Genomic DNA, 14,679 nt, shown 5'->3' with positions numbered 1-14,679 from the left:
AAAGCGGCACCCACTCACCTACTGACGGTGTCGGCGCCCGAAGTGCGGCGAGCCGCAGCAGAACACTTGCCAGTCCCGCTCAACATACCGCTGGAAATCAACGCGATCAACGACATGACTAGCCCGCTACGTTGGAACGCACGCGCGTCTCGATGTGCGCCTGATCGCTTTCTGCGTTCGAAAAGATCTGGCCGAAACGGCTCGCGCCATTCAATGCGAGGAGCACGATCGCGGGGAAAGCAAGGGAAAGGCTGCGTATCTCGTCGGTATAGCCGAAGAGCACGAACAGAACGAGGAGCGGCAGGAACGCGGCAAGGAAGTATCGTCTGTCGCTCACACTGGTCTCCTGCCACGCACGGCGAAAGAACACAATCGTGGGCACAAGGATCAGCGGATTGTGAAGGCTCGGCGTCAGGATGCCCTTGGCAACCAGGTTATAGAAACGAACGTATGAAGCCGGGTTAAGCCAGAACAGCAGGTTTTCCTTCGCGTGAAACTCGATGAAACCGCCGCTGTTCGCTTCGTAGCCGTTCATGATGAAATCACGGCTGACGAAACAGCATACCAACTGGAGCGCCAGCCAGCCGAACCGGCTGCGCATCGGGACGTCCCGCTGGTGCAGGAAGAACAACCCAAGCGGCACGAGAAAGAACGTTTCCTTGTTGAACGAGAAAAAACGCAATCGCCAGCGTGCAGGGGATCATCCAGCGCTTCAGCATGAAATAGCATGCGCTGAACACGCCCAGTATTTCGATGAAGTCGTAGTAGTACGCGCCCGCCTGGAAGGTAAGTGGGTAGATGAAGCTGAAGCCAGCCAAAAACCCGAGTGCCTGCCCGAACGACAGGCCACGCATCCGGGCCAGCTTGTAGATCAGTAACAGCGCAAGCGCCATCGACAGCACCACGAAGAAATAGACGATGTGGTACGTGACGGCGACCGTCGGCGTCCAGTACGAGTCCGGGACGCCGCTGAAGTAGCTACGGTGCAGCGAATCATAGCGGCTGATGGACTTGAACAGTTTGTGCTGGAGCGCAGGGTTCAGTTGCCCGGCCATGTACTTCGCCGCTTTGGCGAACGTGGAGCGGTAGACGTACGGCCGCGGAGCCGTCCCCTCGATCATGCTGACCAGCGTGAGGCTTTGCACATATCCGTCCAGCTTGTGATCGTCGCGACTAGTCATTCTTGCGGATGCGATAGCTGATGGTGAGGACTGACGCCTATTCCCCTCGAATCCCGATGCGAAGCATTTCGTGATCGAGGGTGGCAAGGTCGATCCTTGGTCGTTGTCGTGAGGCAAGGGGCGGGCGCAACTGGTGTATCAATACGTGCGGCTGGTACGTCCAGCAATAACGTTCGGAAGCAATCGTCAATCTTTGTCAAAACGGTTTTATCTCAATTTAAAGTCATTGACCGAGTCGCGTTTTCGATGATTAATTCGTCGAGCGTTTTCTAGAACATCAGAAGAGGTCAAAATGGAACAACAGAAACAGGATGAAACCGGGGGCATGGAAGAGTGCCTGCTTTGCCGTATCACCTATTCAATCTACTCAAACTTCCCGCCAATGCCGTCCACAATGGCGCTGAAAGCCGAAACCGGCGAATGGTTTGCGTTCGATACGCTGAAGCCGTATCGAACCGGTTACGACATGGCCGAAGCCCTGGGTTACGCATGGGCGTGCGATTGTCGCGGACGCTCACGGAACCGTTTCGATCAGCAGTTCACGCTGCGCGACAGCGACGGCCATGCCGTTCCCGATACGTTCTATACGGTCCGTTTCCCTTCTGGCGAGCTGAAGCATGGCGTTACGGATCACGCGGGACGCACAGCCCGCTACAGAACAAGCGTTCGGCAGCAACTCGCCGTATATCTCGGACACAAGGACGCTTGATGTCGGGCGTCCACTACGTAGCCGTCGAACTTGTTCACGGCAATTCCGAATCGCAGGGGCGCAGCTCGCGCTACCGGACGGACCGCGCGCGATTCATTCACATTTACATTGGCCGCAGGAGACGTAATGCCTGATGCAATTGGAAGAGCGCTAACAGATACAAGCCAGAATTCGTGCATTGACCTGCGTTGCGATAGGCACGGCAAGCCGTGGAAGCTTTCCACAAACGGATATACCTTTATGGCCGTCCTTGAAAGCGGGATTCTTAACGGTACTAATTATCTCGGTCAACGAGTGGTCGATGGCTTTATCGTACAGGTCTACAACGACGGCTATGGTATTCCGACTGTGGGGTTTGGTCATAAAGTCACCCCGCAAGACAATTTGCATGTTGGCGATGTCATACCGGTCGACCGGGCGCGCAACTTCTTTAAGAAAAACTTAATGAGTGTCGAAGCTGCAATCAATCGTGAAGTGAAGGTCTTTCTGCATCAGTACGAATACGACGCCTTAGTATCGGTCCTTTTTAATACGGGTGAGAACCACAGTAAAGTTGACGCATGGTATCCAGAAACGCGGTGTCATCACCTCGCCGCCTACCTCAATCGGGGGGAGTACAAAGAAATGGGGGACGTAATTCGCTCTTTCATTGCGCAACGGGTGCCAAAGCGCCGCAAATCCGAAGCAAAACTATTTGAAACGGGCATCTATGATGCGAGCCACTAATATTGCGATTTGTCTTTTCCTGGCATCTTCGCCAGCATATTCGTCAAGCTCGATCTACGGCTCTACGTTCGACTACACGAAGGCCACGCCGACTAGTCAATACTTCGCCGGAAAAACCGAGGAGCAAATCCAACGATTTTGCAAGAATGATGCAGTAGCAACAATGGACGTCTCGGCTTGCGCTCAGCACGATTTCGAGCGCGTTGCACAGACCCTCGAAAAGAAGGTATCCGCTATAGAGCAGATCATGGCTGACGGTGACAAGCAACTTCGGACGCGTGGCGAACCCGAGGCACTTCCCTATTTTCGGAGAGGACAGGAGAATTGGAAGTACTATCGCGACAACGAATGTTATGCCGACGTGTATGAGGCTGGACAGGCATCGTTGCGATTCGTCGAGTTTTGGGACTGCATGGCTAGAATGACCAGGAATCGGCTCGACGAACTGACAAAGCCAATTAATGAGTGAACTTATTAAAGTTAGTGTTAATCAATAAACGACCCAACCCCACTTCGGCGGGGCGATTCGCAGTCGTCGACGAGCATGAACGCGCGATGCAACGCACGCACTTTGATTGAGAGGATTGGTTTGATATGGAAAACGGGCCGTCGCGATATGTTGTTACTTACGGAATTGTTTCGATCAGCATTTTTGAAATGCTTCGTGCTAGTCATGGCGCTCTGTAGCTTTCGGTCGATTTGTGCCGGTGACGTGATCAACGATTCAAATTGCATGCAGTACATGGGCGGTGGCGGATTCGGAGATTTCGATTGCCATGAGCATCATGCAAAATCCCTTGAAATCGACAACAAGGAACTGGCAACTTCAATTAAATCGGCACGTGGCATCAAAGGCGCGAGCAAGGCTGAACTCGACCGGTACATGCGCGCGCAAGATGAATCGGCAAAGGCTTGCGATCTAGCCCCTACACTAGCTTCTGATTGGAATGTTGAGGAACCGCCAAAAACACATGTGAATATGTACGATGCCATGGGGGCGCGTTGTCATTATTCAATTCGCAAGCAGCAAAACGAATTCCTGCGCGACCTCTATGCGATCAAAACGGGTTGAAGGTCATAGCGATGCACACACCAACGGTGCCCCGCTTCGGCGGAGCACCGCAAAGCCGGACCTCGAAGCGACCCGGCACCGCTACTTCCACGCATACCTCATCCCCACCCAAAACCCCCGCGGCGCACCCGGCCCAACGAACTGTTCGTTGACCGGGGCCGCGCCGTTGAACGTATTGCCGGGTCCGGTAAAGAAGTTCGCCCCGAGTGCGCCGAAGCTCGCATAGCGCTTGTCGAGCAGGTTCGACACCGATGCGAACACCTGCAACTGTTTCGTCACCTGGTAAGTCGTGTCCATATCGATCAGCAGATAGCCGGAGATCCTGCCATTCGCGTCCTGGTTGTTTTCGTCGCCCTGCGCGTAAATGCTGCCGCGCCACGTCAGGTTCGTGCCGACGCGCCATTTCGCGGTGGCCGCGTAATCGAGCCGTAGCTTGACGGTCGTCGCCGGAATGCCGGGGATACGATCGCCGGGCCGCACGGTGATGTTGCCGTTCGCGTCGGCGCTGGAATTGCTGGGGCTGCTTTCGACCCACGTCGACTGATAAGTCGCGTCGACATAGCTATAGCTGCCAGTCAGCGTGAGCGGCCCATACCTGCTCTGCGCAGCCAGTTCGACGCCTTGCCGGCGCGTGCGCCCGACGTTCTGGAAAAAGCCCTGCGAACTGCCCGCGCCGTTGCTGCTGATGAACTCGATGTCGTTGTCGAGCGTCGTGCTGTAGGCCGCGGCGCTCCATGTCGTGTTGCCGCCGATCCTGCCGCGCGCACCGACTTCATAAGTCTTCGAAATGACCGGCTGCAACGACGGATCGGAGATGAAGTCGTTCGGCAGCGAGCACGGCGCGTTTGGATCGGCGCAGGCCAGCTCGATCGCGGTCGGCGAGCGCATGCCCTCGTTGTAGGTCGCATAAGCGGTGAGCGCCGGCGTCGGATTCCAGTTGACGCCGACCGCCGGGTTGAAGCGCGAGAACGTATGGTGGCCGTCGAGTTGCGGCTGCGTGCCGGTTTCGTCGCCGATCGTCGCATCGGCCCAGTTATAGCGGCCCGACAGCGTCAGCGACCACTGCGGCGTCAGCGACAGTGTGTCCGTGAGGTACAGGCCGTAGTTCGTGTTGTGCGTGTTCGCATTGGTCTGCTGTGAGAAATTGCCAATGCCGATCGTCGCGCGCGAATCGGTGAACGCCGCGTCCTGCGACGACTGCGTGAAGCGCGAATCGGCGGCATCGACGGCCATGCCCGCGATGAACTGGTTCTGCATGCCCCCGAGCTTGCCGAGCAGCGTCAGTTGCAGGCTCGCGCCGTAGCTGTCGGTCGTTACGGTCGACTGCAGGTTGGTCGCCTGCAACGTGTCGACGCTGCCGTCGGCGCCGATCGTGCCATAGTTGTTGTTGACGTTGCTGCTGGTGTTGGCGTTGCGAAAGTGCCGGTAGTACGCGTTGCCGCTCAACTCGACGTTGTCGTTGAAGTAATGATCGCCCGACAGCGTCAGGTAGCCGGCGCTGTTCTGATTCCGGTCCGGATACGTGTACGGTTGCCGGGGGTTGTTGAGGAACGAGCGCGGAATGGTCTGCGCGCCGTGCAGATCGTTGTCCGCGCCGCCGGCCGACAACGACAGGGTCGTGTCGGCGTCGGTATAGCGCAGCTTGCCGAACACCTGGCGAATGCGGCTCTCGTTCTGCTCGGCCCAGCCGTTGTCGTTCGCGGCATTGGCGGTGAAGTAGTAGTCGAGGTTCGGGCCGACCGTGCCGCCCTGTTCGATCTGCGCGGCCTTGCGTCCCCACGAGCCGCCCTGTATCTCTGCCTCGCCGACCGGGTTGTCCTTGCCGTTTTTGGTCGTGATCGATAGCGCACCGCCGAGCGTGTTGAAGCCGAACGCCGGGTTCGAGCCGGGGATCAGCTGCATCGTGTCGATCGCCTGTTGCGGCAGCAGGTCCCAGTTCACGACGTCGCCGAACGGCTCGTTCACGCGCACGCCGTCGACGAAAACCGATAAGCCCTGCGGCGTGCCCAGCAGCGGCGACGCGGTGAAGCCGCGATAGAACAGGTTCATCTGATACGGATTGCCCTGCGCATCGGAGAGGGTGACGCTCGGCAGATTCGCCGCGAGGAAATCGCTGAGCGTCTGGCGGTGCTGCCGTTCGATATCGGCCGCGCGGACCGTCTGCACGTTGGCCGGCACCTGCGTGAGCGGCGTGCCGATGCCGAGCAGCGGCGTGGTGCCTACGACGACGATCGGCGCGAGCGTCGTGGTCGGTGTCGCGTTGCTATTGGCGTTGTTCCCGGCCGCGGCGGAAGACGCGGAGCCTGGCGCCGACGCCGCGACCGGCGGCTCGGCCTGCGCCCACACGCTCGTGGACAGACCGGCGAGCGCGCCGCCGACGCAAAACGTGATGCCGGCGCGCCGCTGAAGCCGGCGTTTGCGGCGTGCTTGTGATCGCATGCTCATCGTTGTTGTCTCCTGCCGGCTCGATCGGTGCGCGTATCAGTCGTTGTTCGACGTTGATGCAAAGCTTCGCATACGCATCTGTAAGCCGCGCGGGAGCTTTTCCCGATCTGCCAGGGAAGCGTTCCCAAAACCCGCGCAAAACCCGCTGCGCGTGCCGGCGCTGAGTAGAATGCAAGCGTCATGTCAAGCGAACCGATCCATTCCTCTTCCGCTGACCGCCCGCCGCCGCCGTCGTCGCCGATCTGGCGCGATCTCGGCTGGGTCGTCGCCGTGACCGTGCTCGCGGCGGTGCTCGGCGCCGCGTTCGATGTCAGCGAGAAGGCCTACCGGTTCACGCGCGGCATGGAGCGCTTCCAGCTCGACGAGTTGCCGGGCACGCTGTTGGTGCTGTCCATCGCGCTGGCGTGGTTCGCCTGGCGCCGCTATCGCGATGCACGCCGCGAAGTGCGCCAGCGCCGCATGCTCGAGGAACAGGCCGAACGGTTGCTCGCAGACAACCGGCGCCTCGCCAGTCAGGCGCTGCAGGCGCAGGAACTGGAGCGCCGCCATATGGCGCGCGAGCTGCACGACGAGCTGGGCCAATACCTGAACGCGATCTCGCTCGACGCCGCGCGCATTCGCGACCTATCGGACGAGCGCGAGCCGGAGATTCATCGCATCGCACTTGGGTTGATGCAGAGCGCGACGCATGTGTACCGCGAGATCGGCGGCATGATCCGCCGGCTCCGGCCGATCGGTCTCGACGAATTCGGCTTGCCGAGCGCACTCGAACACTGCGTCGACGGCTGGCGCGAGCGCCTGCCCGACGCGTCGTTCTCGGTGACGATCGAAGGCGATTTCACCGGCCTCAGCGAGGCGCTGACGATCACGCTGTATCGGCTGGTGCAGGAAGGATTGACGAACGTGTCGAAGTTCGCGCGCCGCTCGCGCGTCGAACTGTTCATGGTGCGCGCGCCGCGCGAAGACAACGGCACGCAGATCGACGAGATCGTCGTCACGATGGCCGACGACGGCCCCGGCACCGATCTGCGGCAACCGCGCAGCGGACTAGGGCTGATCGGCATGCGCGAACGCGTCGAGGCGCTCGGCGGCGAGTTTCACGTCGCGAGCGAGCCGCAGGGCGGTTTCCTGTTTTGCGCGCGGGTGCCCGCTCAGGCGGGACTGGCCGAGCCCGTGAAGTGAAGTCCGAGGCGGCTTGCCATCTGCGCGAGCTGCACGCCGTTGTCGGCGCCGAACTTCTGCCGGATGACCGATTGGTGGTTGGCCACCGTCTTCTGACTCAAGCCCAGCTTTTCGGCGATGCTCGGCAGCGTATAGCCTTGCACGAGCAGTCGCAGCACCTCGAACTCGCGCGCCGACAACTGACGCCCCGGCGGCCCTTCGTTGAACGCGGTGCGCAGCGCCAGCGCCTGCGAGATGTCCGGGCTCAGATAGCCGGCGCGCCGGGCGATCGCGCGCACCGCTTCGACCAGCACGTCGGGTGCGCTCGCCTTGGTGACGTAGCCGAGCGCGCCGGCATCGAGCGCGCGCCGCACGAAGATCGATTCCTCATGCACGCTGAAAATCAGCACGCGCGCGTCCGGCTCGCGCGCGAGCATGCGCCGCATCGCTTCGATGCCGCTTGCGCCCGGCAGCGACACGTCCATCACGACGACATCGGGCCGCAGCGCGCAAAAACGCTGGTAGGCTTGTGCGGCGTCGCCCGCTTCGCCGCATACCTCGACGTCGGCGTTCAGTTCGAGCAGACGCCGGTAGCCTTCGCGCACGACCGCATGGTCGTCGACGAGTAGGACGGAAATGGTGTCGGCGCTCATGATCGGGCTCCCGGTGATGCTCGGTCATCGTCGCCGTTGCCGGGCTCGTCAGCCGCCGCCGCGAACTTGCGCGAGTTCGCGTCGTTGCGGAACAGGATCGGCTGTTCGCGGGCCGTGGCACTCGCCGCGGTTTGCGCTGCAGATGCCGATGCCGCGCGCTGAACGATCTTGATCACGCTTTCGTGAAACGGCGATTTGTCGCAGACGGGGTCGGCGTTGGCCGGGTCGCCGGTGAGCAGGAAGGCCTGGCAGCGGCAGCCGCCGAGGTCGCGTTCCTTTTCGTCGCAGCTGCGGCACGGCTCCTTCATCCAGTGCAAGCCGCGAAAGCGGTTGAACGCGTCGCTGTCGTACCAGATCTCACGCAGCGGCATGTCTTTCACGTTCGGCAGCGTCAGGCCGGGCAGGCCGCGCGCCGCGTGACACGGCAGCGCGGCGCCGTCGGGCGCGATGCCGAGAAACACCGCGCCCCAGCCGTTCATGCAGCGCTTCGGACGCCGCTCGAAGTAGTCGGGTACGACGAAGAAGATCTTGCAGCGCTCGCCGTGGGTGCGGCGATAACGCGCGACCACCGCTTCGGCTTCTTCGAGCTGTTCTTGCGTCGGCATGAGTTGCGCCTGATTCGCGCGCGCCCAGCCGTAGTACTGCGTGTTCGCAAGCTCCAGATATTCGGCGCCCAACGCGAGTGCCATATCGATGATCTTGTCGACGTGCGGCAGGTTGTAGCGATGCAGCACGCAGTTCATCACCATCGGAAAGCCGTGCCGTTTGAGCGCGACGGCGACGCGCTGTTTCAGCTCGAACGTGCGCGTGCTGCTCAGGAAGTCGTTCAACTGCTGCGTCGAATCCTGGAAGGATAGCTGGATGTGATCGAGCCCGGCGGCCTTCAGATCGCCGAGGCGCTGATCGGTGAGTCCGACGCCCGAGGTAATCAGGTTCGTATAGAAGCCGAGCCGGTGCGCTTCTTCGACGAGGACCTCGACGTCGTCGCGCACCAGCGGCTCGCCGCCCGAAAAGCCGAGCTGCACCGCGCCGAGCGCGCGCGCGTCGCGCAGCACGTCGAGCCATTGCGCGGTGGTCAGTTCTCGGTTGTGATCGGTGTAGTCGAGCGGGTTGTAGCAGAACGCGCAGTGCAGCGGACAGCGATAGGTCAGCTCCGCGAGCAGCCACAGCGGCGGCGGCACTTCGGCGGCCGCGCTGCCCTGCGGCTGCGCGCCGGCTTGGGCGTTCGGTTGGGAGAGATCGGTCATCGCGCTACTCCAGCCAGCCGCGCCCATGCGCGTCGGCGATGAAGGCCCGCACCTCGCTGCCGATGCCGGTCGTGTTGAACGCGTGTTCGAGCTCCGCGATCAGCGCATCGATGTCGCGTGTGCCGTCGCAGCGCTTGAGGATTTCTCCGGCGCTTTGATTGAGCTTCACCATGCCCTCCGGATACAGCAGCACGTGCGCGTTCTGCGCGGGCTCCCATTGCAGGCGGAATGGCTTCGCGATCGCGAGCGGCGTGGCGGGTTCGGCACGTGTGGAGTCGTTCATTGCGCAAACGCCTTCTCGATCGAATCGAGCATGGTCCACAGAATGTCGAGCTTGAACTGCAGGATCTCGAGCGCCCGTTCCTGCTGATCGCGTCGCGTGAAGTGGGCTAGCGTGACTTCGAGCCCGTGCTGCACGTCGCGCTGCGCGAGCGAGATGCGCGAGCGGAAATACGCGAGGCCCTCGGGATCGATCCACGGATAATGCTCGGGCCAGCTCGCGAGCCGGTCGCGATGCACCTGCGGCGCGAACATCTCGGTCAGCGACGAGCACACCGCTTCCTGCCACGGCGCGCGACGCGCGAAATTCACATACGCGTCGACGGCGAAGCGCACGCCCGGCGTCACGTGTTCGAGCGACCACAGTTCGTCGCGCGTCAAGCCGACCGCGTCCGCGAGACGCGCCCAGGTTTCGATGCCGCCTTCCGCGCCGTCGTAGCCGTCGTGATCGAGAATGCGCAGCACCCAGCGGCGGCGCGTCTCGCGGTCCGGGCAGTTCGACAATATGGCGGCATCCTTCAGCGGAATGTTGATCTGATAGTAGAAGCGGTTCGCGACCCAGCCGCGAATCTGCTCGCGCGAGCAGCCACCGCTATTCATCTTCACGTTGAACGGGTGGTGGATGTGATACGCGGTGCCCTTCGCGCGCAACTGCGCCTCGAATTCTTCACGGCTCCAGGCGGGCTGGTCGGTGCCTTGGGTCGATGTATTCGCGTCGCGTGTCGGTGTCATGTGCTGGATGTCTTTCGCGTTCATGCCGTCTCCGTTTTAGCGTCGTTTACAGCCGCGCCTCGTTACCGCATCTGTCTGTGCTCTGCACTGCGCATCTCAAAGCTGGAAGCTCATTCCGTCGTAGGCAACCTCGATCCCATGCTCGCCTAGCTCGCGCCGCTCGGGGCCGTCTTCGATCAGGATCGGATTCGTGTTGTTGATATGGATCAGCACTTTGCGGTTCGCGCCGAGCGAATCGAGTGTTTCGATCATGCCGCCCGCGCCGCTCTGCGGCAGATGGCCCATATCCGCCGCCGTCTTCTTCGACAGGCCGAGGCGGATCATTTCGTCGCCGGTCCATAGCGTGCCGTCGACGAGCAGCAGATCGGCCTCGCGCATCGCCGCGAGCACGTGCGGCTCGATTGCGCCTAGTCCCGGCGCGTAGAACACGCGCCGGCCCGATTGCAGGTTCGTCAGCATGAGTCCGATGTTGTCGCCACGCTCCGGCGCGTCGCGATGCGGCGAGTACGGCGGCGCCTTGCTCGATAGCGGCAGCGCGTCGATGCGGATGCCGGGCAGCGCCGCGACGGCGAGCGGCGCGCCGTCGAGCGCAATACGGCGATGCTCGACTCCGCAGTAGTGCGACAGGATCGGCGCGATCGGCAAGCCGGAGCGCAGGTCTTGCCAGACCGCATCGGTCGCGTACAGCGGCAGCGGCGTATCGCGTTCGCGCAGCATCAAGAGGCCGGTCACGTGGTCGATCTGCGCGTCGATCACGAGTACCGCGGCAATGCCGCTGTCGCGCGCGCGCCGAGCCGGCTGAAGCTCGCGATGCGCGGCGATCTGCGCGAGCAGATCGGGCGATGCGTTGACGAGCAGCCAGTCCTCGCCGTTCGTGCTGACCGCGATCGACGACTGCGTGCGGCGCGTCGCCTTCACCGTGCCGCGACGCACGCCGTCGCAATTGCGGCAATTGCAGTTCCACTGCGGAAAGCCGCCACCCGCCGCCGAGCCGAGTACCTTGATCTTCATGCCGCGCGACGCAGGTTGCTGCGCCCCTCGTCGACGGTGGGAACGAACATCGCGGCGAGCACGTGCGCGACGCGCGCGTGCAGCGCGGGGTCGCTCGTCAGATGACCTGCCGCGCTCACATACTCGACGCGCGCGGACGGCACCGCGCGAGCGAGGCGCCGCGGATTGCCGCGCGGACACACCGGATCGCGCGAGCCGTGCACGGCCGCGATCGGCACGCCGGCCGCGGCCGCGCGACGCGCGAGCGAGAGCAAACGGGTTTCGCCGAGCCAGCAGCGATGCGCGAGGTAGTGCGCCTGAATCCGGTACTTGCCGATCAGCTTGCGGGCGTGGCGTTGCGAGTCGCGTGCGTGTCGCTGGTTCGCCAGCCGTTGTGCGGCGCGTGGCGGCGATGCGCTCGCGAGCACCGCGTTTTCATAGCCGCGCCAGGCTAGCGCGAGCGTGCGTTGTCGCGCTTCGTTCGCGCCGTATTGCAAGCTCGCGGCGCAACGCGCGGCTAGCGTCGCGGCTTGCTTGCAGCAAGCGGCGGCGCGCAGTCTCGACCACGCACGCGGCGCACGCTTGCGCGACGTGACGAACAAGCCGCGCACTTCGCGTGCGGACGTCAGAAACAGGCCGCGCAGCACGACGCCCGTCACCGACTGCGGACACTGTCCCGCATACGCGAGCGCGAGCGCCGCGCCCCACGATCCGCCGAACACGCCCCAGCGCGCGAAGCCGAGCCGTGCGCGAATCGCTTCGAGATCGGCGATCAGATAGTCGGTGCGGTTGTGGCGCACGCTGCCGTGCGGCGTCGATGCACCGGTGCCGCGCTGGTCGATCAGCACGACGCGAAAGCGCTGCAGATCGAAGAGCCGCAGCACGCTGGATTGACTGCCGCTGCCCGGGCCGCCGTGCAGCACCGCGACCGGCACGCCGTCGCGCGCGCCGGCGAGCGCGTACCAGACGCGATGACCATCGCGCGTGCGCAGGGTATGCGCTTCGAGCGCAGCGGCTGGTCGGATGCGGTGCGACGCGCGGCGGATCGTCATGGCAGCATCCTCGCCAGCAGGTTGTCGCGATCGATCCACTGATGCTTGAACGCGCCCGCCACGTGCAGCACGATCAGCACGATCAGCGCGTAGGCGATGGCGTGGTGAAGGCCGAAGAACAGCGCGCGCAGATGCGCGTCGTCCCAGCCCCACTTCGGCAGCAGGATGCCCCAGAAGCGCGTGCCGTAGGTGTTGAACGACGAGCCGAGGTACCCGGCAAGCGGCATCGCCACCATGCCGACATATAAAAGACCCTGCGTAGTGCGCGCGGCGGCGCGTTGCCACGGTGGCATCGGCGGTAGCGGAGGCCGGTGAAGGACCAGCCGCGCGGCGATGCGCAAAAGCACCAGCAGGAAAACCGTCAGTCCGAGCGACTTGTGCAGATTGATCAGCGTCGCTTTGACAGGCAAGCCCTTCGGCAATCCGACCATATAAAGCCCGAGCGCGAGCAGTCCGACGATGCCGAGCGCGATCAGCCAATGCAGCGCGATCAGCAGCCCGGCATAGCGCGGGCCGCCGACGCTGGCGTGTGCGTCGACGTCGATATCAGGCTTCGCGTTGGCAGAATTCGCTGTCGTCATGCCCCTGTCTCCATGCGTTTCAGTCTTGGCCGACATCGCGCTGCGTTAGCCGACGATCAGTATTTCGCCGCGGCCGTCGACCGCAAGGTCGCCCGTCAAACGGACCGGCAAACGATCCGCGCGCCACTGCGAAAACGGCGCGATTTCGGCTGCGAGACTGCGTATGAGCAATGACCAGAATACGTCGAATCCGTGTCCGCCGCCGGTGAAACTCGGGGGCGGCGCAGGCTCGGGCCGGTGCGCGAGCAGCAGCGTGCCGCGCCTCATTGCATAGGCATAATGCGCGCCCAGTTGCCCCGCCACGCCGACGGTCCCCGCCACCAGCCGCGACGCGGCGAAGTCGCCCGCGTTGCCGCCGACCAGCACGAGGCCGCGGCGCATCCGGTCGGCGAGCCGTGCGCCCGCGTTGCCGTGGATCGTCAGCGTGCCGCCGCTCATGCCCTCCATGTCGCCCGTCAGCGCACCGGCGGCGAAATCGCCGCTATCGCCGCGCACCGCGAGGCGCCCGCCGTGCATTTCGCAGCCGGTGAAGTGCCCCGCGTCGCCGTCGATGTCGAGTAAGCCGCCGCTCATCCTGAAGCCGCTGTAGTCGCCGACCGGGCCGCGCGCGATGAGCCTTCCCCGGTCCATCTGCGCGCCGAGCCGATCGAGCCACCGCGCGGCGCCGTCGATCAGCAGCGTGGCCATCTCGTCGCCGGACGCGGGTGCGGGATCGCGCGAAACCTCGAATACGTCGCCGACCGCACAGCGCTCGTTGCCGCCCGGCAGCACGATGCGCTCGATCTCGGCCACGCTCATGCTGGCCAGCGCCGCCGGTGACAGCGCCGCGGCATCGACGCGAAAGCCGGGCGGTGTCTTCGCACGCAACCTGGTCGTGCTCATGCGCGGCTCCCGTCGAGCCCCGCCGCCAGTTCGTGCAAGTGAAAGTGGTACGGCCCGAGCTTGCCGCCATAGTTGCCGGCCGAAATTCGCAGCACGCCGGCCGCGCGGCCGAGTCCGGCGGCCGCGTCGATACCGGCCGTCATCGCGGCGCCGACGTCGGCGTCGGTCAGGCCGTCGATGACGATCTCCAGCACGCAGCCCACCTCCGCGCTCAACTCGCTGCGCCGCGCGAGGCCGATCAGGCTCGGGCAGAACGCGTCGTTGGTCGACGCGGTCGCGCCCGCGTACTTCGAGCCGATCTTCGAGCCCGAGCGGACGATGCCGCCGGGAAACGGCATGATCACGTTCGGCAGCCGGCGCATCGCCGCGACCGCGGCTTCGGCGGCCGCGAGCGCGGCGCCCTGGTCGCGCGCGAGCAGCAGCAGGTTGCCGCCGCCGACGGCCTTGACCGTCGCCGCCGTGTCTTCGCAGACGAACTCGCCGTCCATCACCGGCACGCGCCAGTAACGCGTGGGCCCGTTGCCTGCGTCGATCATCTTTGCGATCTGCCAGCCGTCGCCGAAAAAGCGCAGCGCGCTGCCGAGCGGCGCCGGGTCCGACAGCGGCGCGCGGCTCGTGGCCGGATCGATGCCGCCATACACGGCCGTGCTCGGGCAGGTGAGCACGCACTGTCCGACGCGCCGCCCGATCTGCTTCGCAAGCTCCTTCGACGACACCGCGAACAACAGCACCGCGACGCCGGGCCGGCCGTCGGGCGTTGCCTCGGGCGCGAGCGCGCGCTCGATGCCCGCCTCGCAGCCGCAGCCGATCACCGAGGTCGCGAAGCCCGCCAGCGAGTTCGCCGCGTGCATCGCCCACGTCGGCGTGTGCGCGGTGATCACGAGCCGGGTCGCCTTCATCGGAAAGGCTTCGGCAAAGGTCGCGTCGATCGCGGTGCCGTTGATGTCGAGCGGGGCGGGAGCGTTCATC

At 63.8% G+C, this 14,679-nt stretch carries 17 protein-coding genes; 5 read left to right on the top strand and 12 right to left on the bottom strand.

Features of this window, described 5'->3' with window-relative positions:
• Positions 1–118: 118 nt before the first annotated feature.
• Positions 119–601 (bottom strand): hypothetical protein, encoded by a 483-nt coding sequence (locus BJG93_RS26780; protein ID WP_154671725.1) that lies wholly within the window; start codon positions 599–601, stop codon positions 119–121.
• Positions 543–1,181: a hypothetical protein gene (locus BJG93_RS26775; RefSeq protein WP_051374242.1), complete on the bottom strand. Its 639-nt coding sequence runs from the start codon at positions 1,179–1,181 to the stop codon at positions 543–545. Before BJG93_RS26775 ends, BJG93_RS26780 begins: the two co-directional genes overlap by 59 nt.
• 292 nt (positions 1,182–1,473) lie before the next feature.
• Here BJG93_RS26775 and BJG93_RS26770 point away from each other — a divergent pair, with 292 nt between their 5' ends.
• From BJG93_RS26770 to BJG93_RS26755, 4 genes are all read left to right on the top strand, one after another.
• Entirely contained in the window at positions 1,474–1,890 is a 417-nt protein-coding gene (locus BJG93_RS26770) for a hypothetical protein (RefSeq protein ID WP_027195102.1), read from the top strand.
• 126 nt (positions 1,891–2,016) lie between these two features.
• Positions 2,017–2,616, top strand: a complete 600-nt coding sequence (locus BJG93_RS26765) for a lysozyme (protein WP_154671724.1) — start codon at positions 2,017–2,019, stop codon at positions 2,614–2,616.
• Positions 2,600–3,085 (top strand): lysozyme inhibitor LprI family protein, encoded by a 486-nt coding sequence (locus BJG93_RS26760; protein ID WP_027195101.1) that lies wholly within the window; start codon positions 2,600–2,602, stop codon positions 3,083–3,085. Before BJG93_RS26765 ends, BJG93_RS26760 begins: the two co-directional genes overlap by 17 nt.
• Before the next feature lie 264 nt (positions 3,086–3,349).
• Positions 3,350–3,688, top strand: coding sequence for a hypothetical protein (locus BJG93_RS26755; RefSeq protein ID WP_154671723.1), 339 nt, complete (start codon positions 3,350–3,352; stop codon positions 3,686–3,688).
• 81 nt (positions 3,689–3,769) lie between these two features.
• Here the strand turns inward: BJG93_RS26755 and BJG93_RS26750 are convergent, their stop codons facing one another.
• Positions 3,770–6,133: a TonB-dependent receptor gene (locus BJG93_RS26750; protein ID WP_027195099.1), complete on the bottom strand. Its 2,364-nt coding sequence runs from the start codon at positions 6,131–6,133 to the stop codon at positions 3,770–3,772.
• A gap of 180 nt (positions 6,134–6,313) precedes the next feature.
• Between BJG93_RS26750 and BJG93_RS26745 the strand changes: the two genes are divergently transcribed.
• Positions 6,314–7,315: a histidine kinase gene (locus BJG93_RS26745; RefSeq protein ID WP_027195098.1), complete on the top strand. Its 1,002-nt coding sequence runs from the start codon at positions 6,314–6,316 to the stop codon at positions 7,313–7,315.
• On the opposite strand, the gene BJG93_RS26740 is transcribed toward BJG93_RS26745, so the two are convergent.
• The 9 genes from BJG93_RS26740 to fhcD form a co-directional block, all read right to left on the bottom strand.
• Positions 7,285–7,947: a response regulator gene (locus tag BJG93_RS26740; protein ID WP_027195097.1), complete on the bottom strand. Its 663-nt coding sequence runs from the start codon at positions 7,945–7,947 to the stop codon at positions 7,285–7,287. The genes BJG93_RS26745 and BJG93_RS26740 overlap by 31 nt on opposite strands.
• The gene (gene pqqE / locus BJG93_RS26735) at positions 7,944–9,194 is read right to left on the bottom strand and encodes a pyrroloquinoline quinone biosynthesis protein PqqE (RefSeq protein WP_034477956.1); all 1,251 of its coding nucleotides are present in this window, start codon (positions 9,192–9,194) and stop codon (positions 7,944–7,946) included. Before pqqE ends, BJG93_RS26740 begins: the two co-directional genes overlap by 4 nt.
• Before the next feature lie 4 nt (positions 9,195–9,198).
• Positions 9,199–9,477, bottom strand: coding sequence for a pyrroloquinoline quinone biosynthesis peptide chaperone PqqD (gene pqqD, locus BJG93_RS26730; protein ID WP_027195095.1), 279 nt, complete (start codon positions 9,475–9,477; stop codon positions 9,199–9,201).
• Complete coding sequence (gene pqqC, locus BJG93_RS26725; protein WP_027195094.1) at positions 9,474–10,229, bottom strand: pyrroloquinoline-quinone synthase PqqC; 756 nt, start codon at positions 10,227–10,229, stop codon at positions 9,474–9,476. Before pqqC ends, pqqD begins: the two co-directional genes overlap by 4 nt.
• A gap of 72 nt (positions 10,230–10,301) precedes the next feature.
• Positions 10,302–11,216: a pyrroloquinoline quinone biosynthesis protein PqqB gene (gene pqqB / locus BJG93_RS26720; RefSeq protein WP_027195093.1), complete on the bottom strand. Its 915-nt coding sequence runs from the start codon at positions 11,214–11,216 to the stop codon at positions 10,302–10,304.
• Complete coding sequence (locus BJG93_RS26715) at positions 11,213–12,247, bottom strand: alpha/beta fold hydrolase (RefSeq protein WP_027195092.1); 1,035 nt, start codon at positions 12,245–12,247, stop codon at positions 11,213–11,215. Before BJG93_RS26715 ends, pqqB begins: the two co-directional genes overlap by 4 nt.
• On the bottom strand, positions 12,244–12,828 hold the full coding sequence (locus BJG93_RS26710; RefSeq protein ID WP_027195091.1) for a cytochrome b: 585 nt from the start codon (positions 12,826–12,828) through the stop codon (positions 12,244–12,246). Before BJG93_RS26710 ends, BJG93_RS26715 begins: the two co-directional genes overlap by 4 nt.
• A gap of 45 nt (positions 12,829–12,873) precedes the next feature.
• Positions 12,874–13,710, bottom strand: a complete 837-nt coding sequence (locus tag BJG93_RS26705; RefSeq protein ID WP_027195090.1) for a formylmethanofuran dehydrogenase subunit C — start codon at positions 13,708–13,710, stop codon at positions 12,874–12,876.
• On the bottom strand, positions 13,707–14,678 hold the full coding sequence (fhcD, locus tag BJG93_RS26700) for a formylmethanofuran--tetrahydromethanopterin N-formyltransferase (RefSeq protein WP_027195089.1): 972 nt from the start codon (positions 14,676–14,678) through the stop codon (positions 13,707–13,709). The genes BJG93_RS26705 and fhcD overlap by 4 nt, the downstream gene beginning before the upstream one ends.
• Position 14,679: the final 1 nt, after the last annotated feature.

Origin of the sequence: Paraburkholderia sprentiae WSM5005 (assembly GCF_001865575.2) — a bacterium.
GTDB lineage: Bacteria > Pseudomonadota > Gammaproteobacteria > Burkholderiales > Burkholderiaceae > Paraburkholderia > Paraburkholderia sprentiae.
The sequence above is the reverse complement of the archived record's forward strand: the minus strand, read 5'-3'. Positions and strand labels throughout refer to the sequence as shown.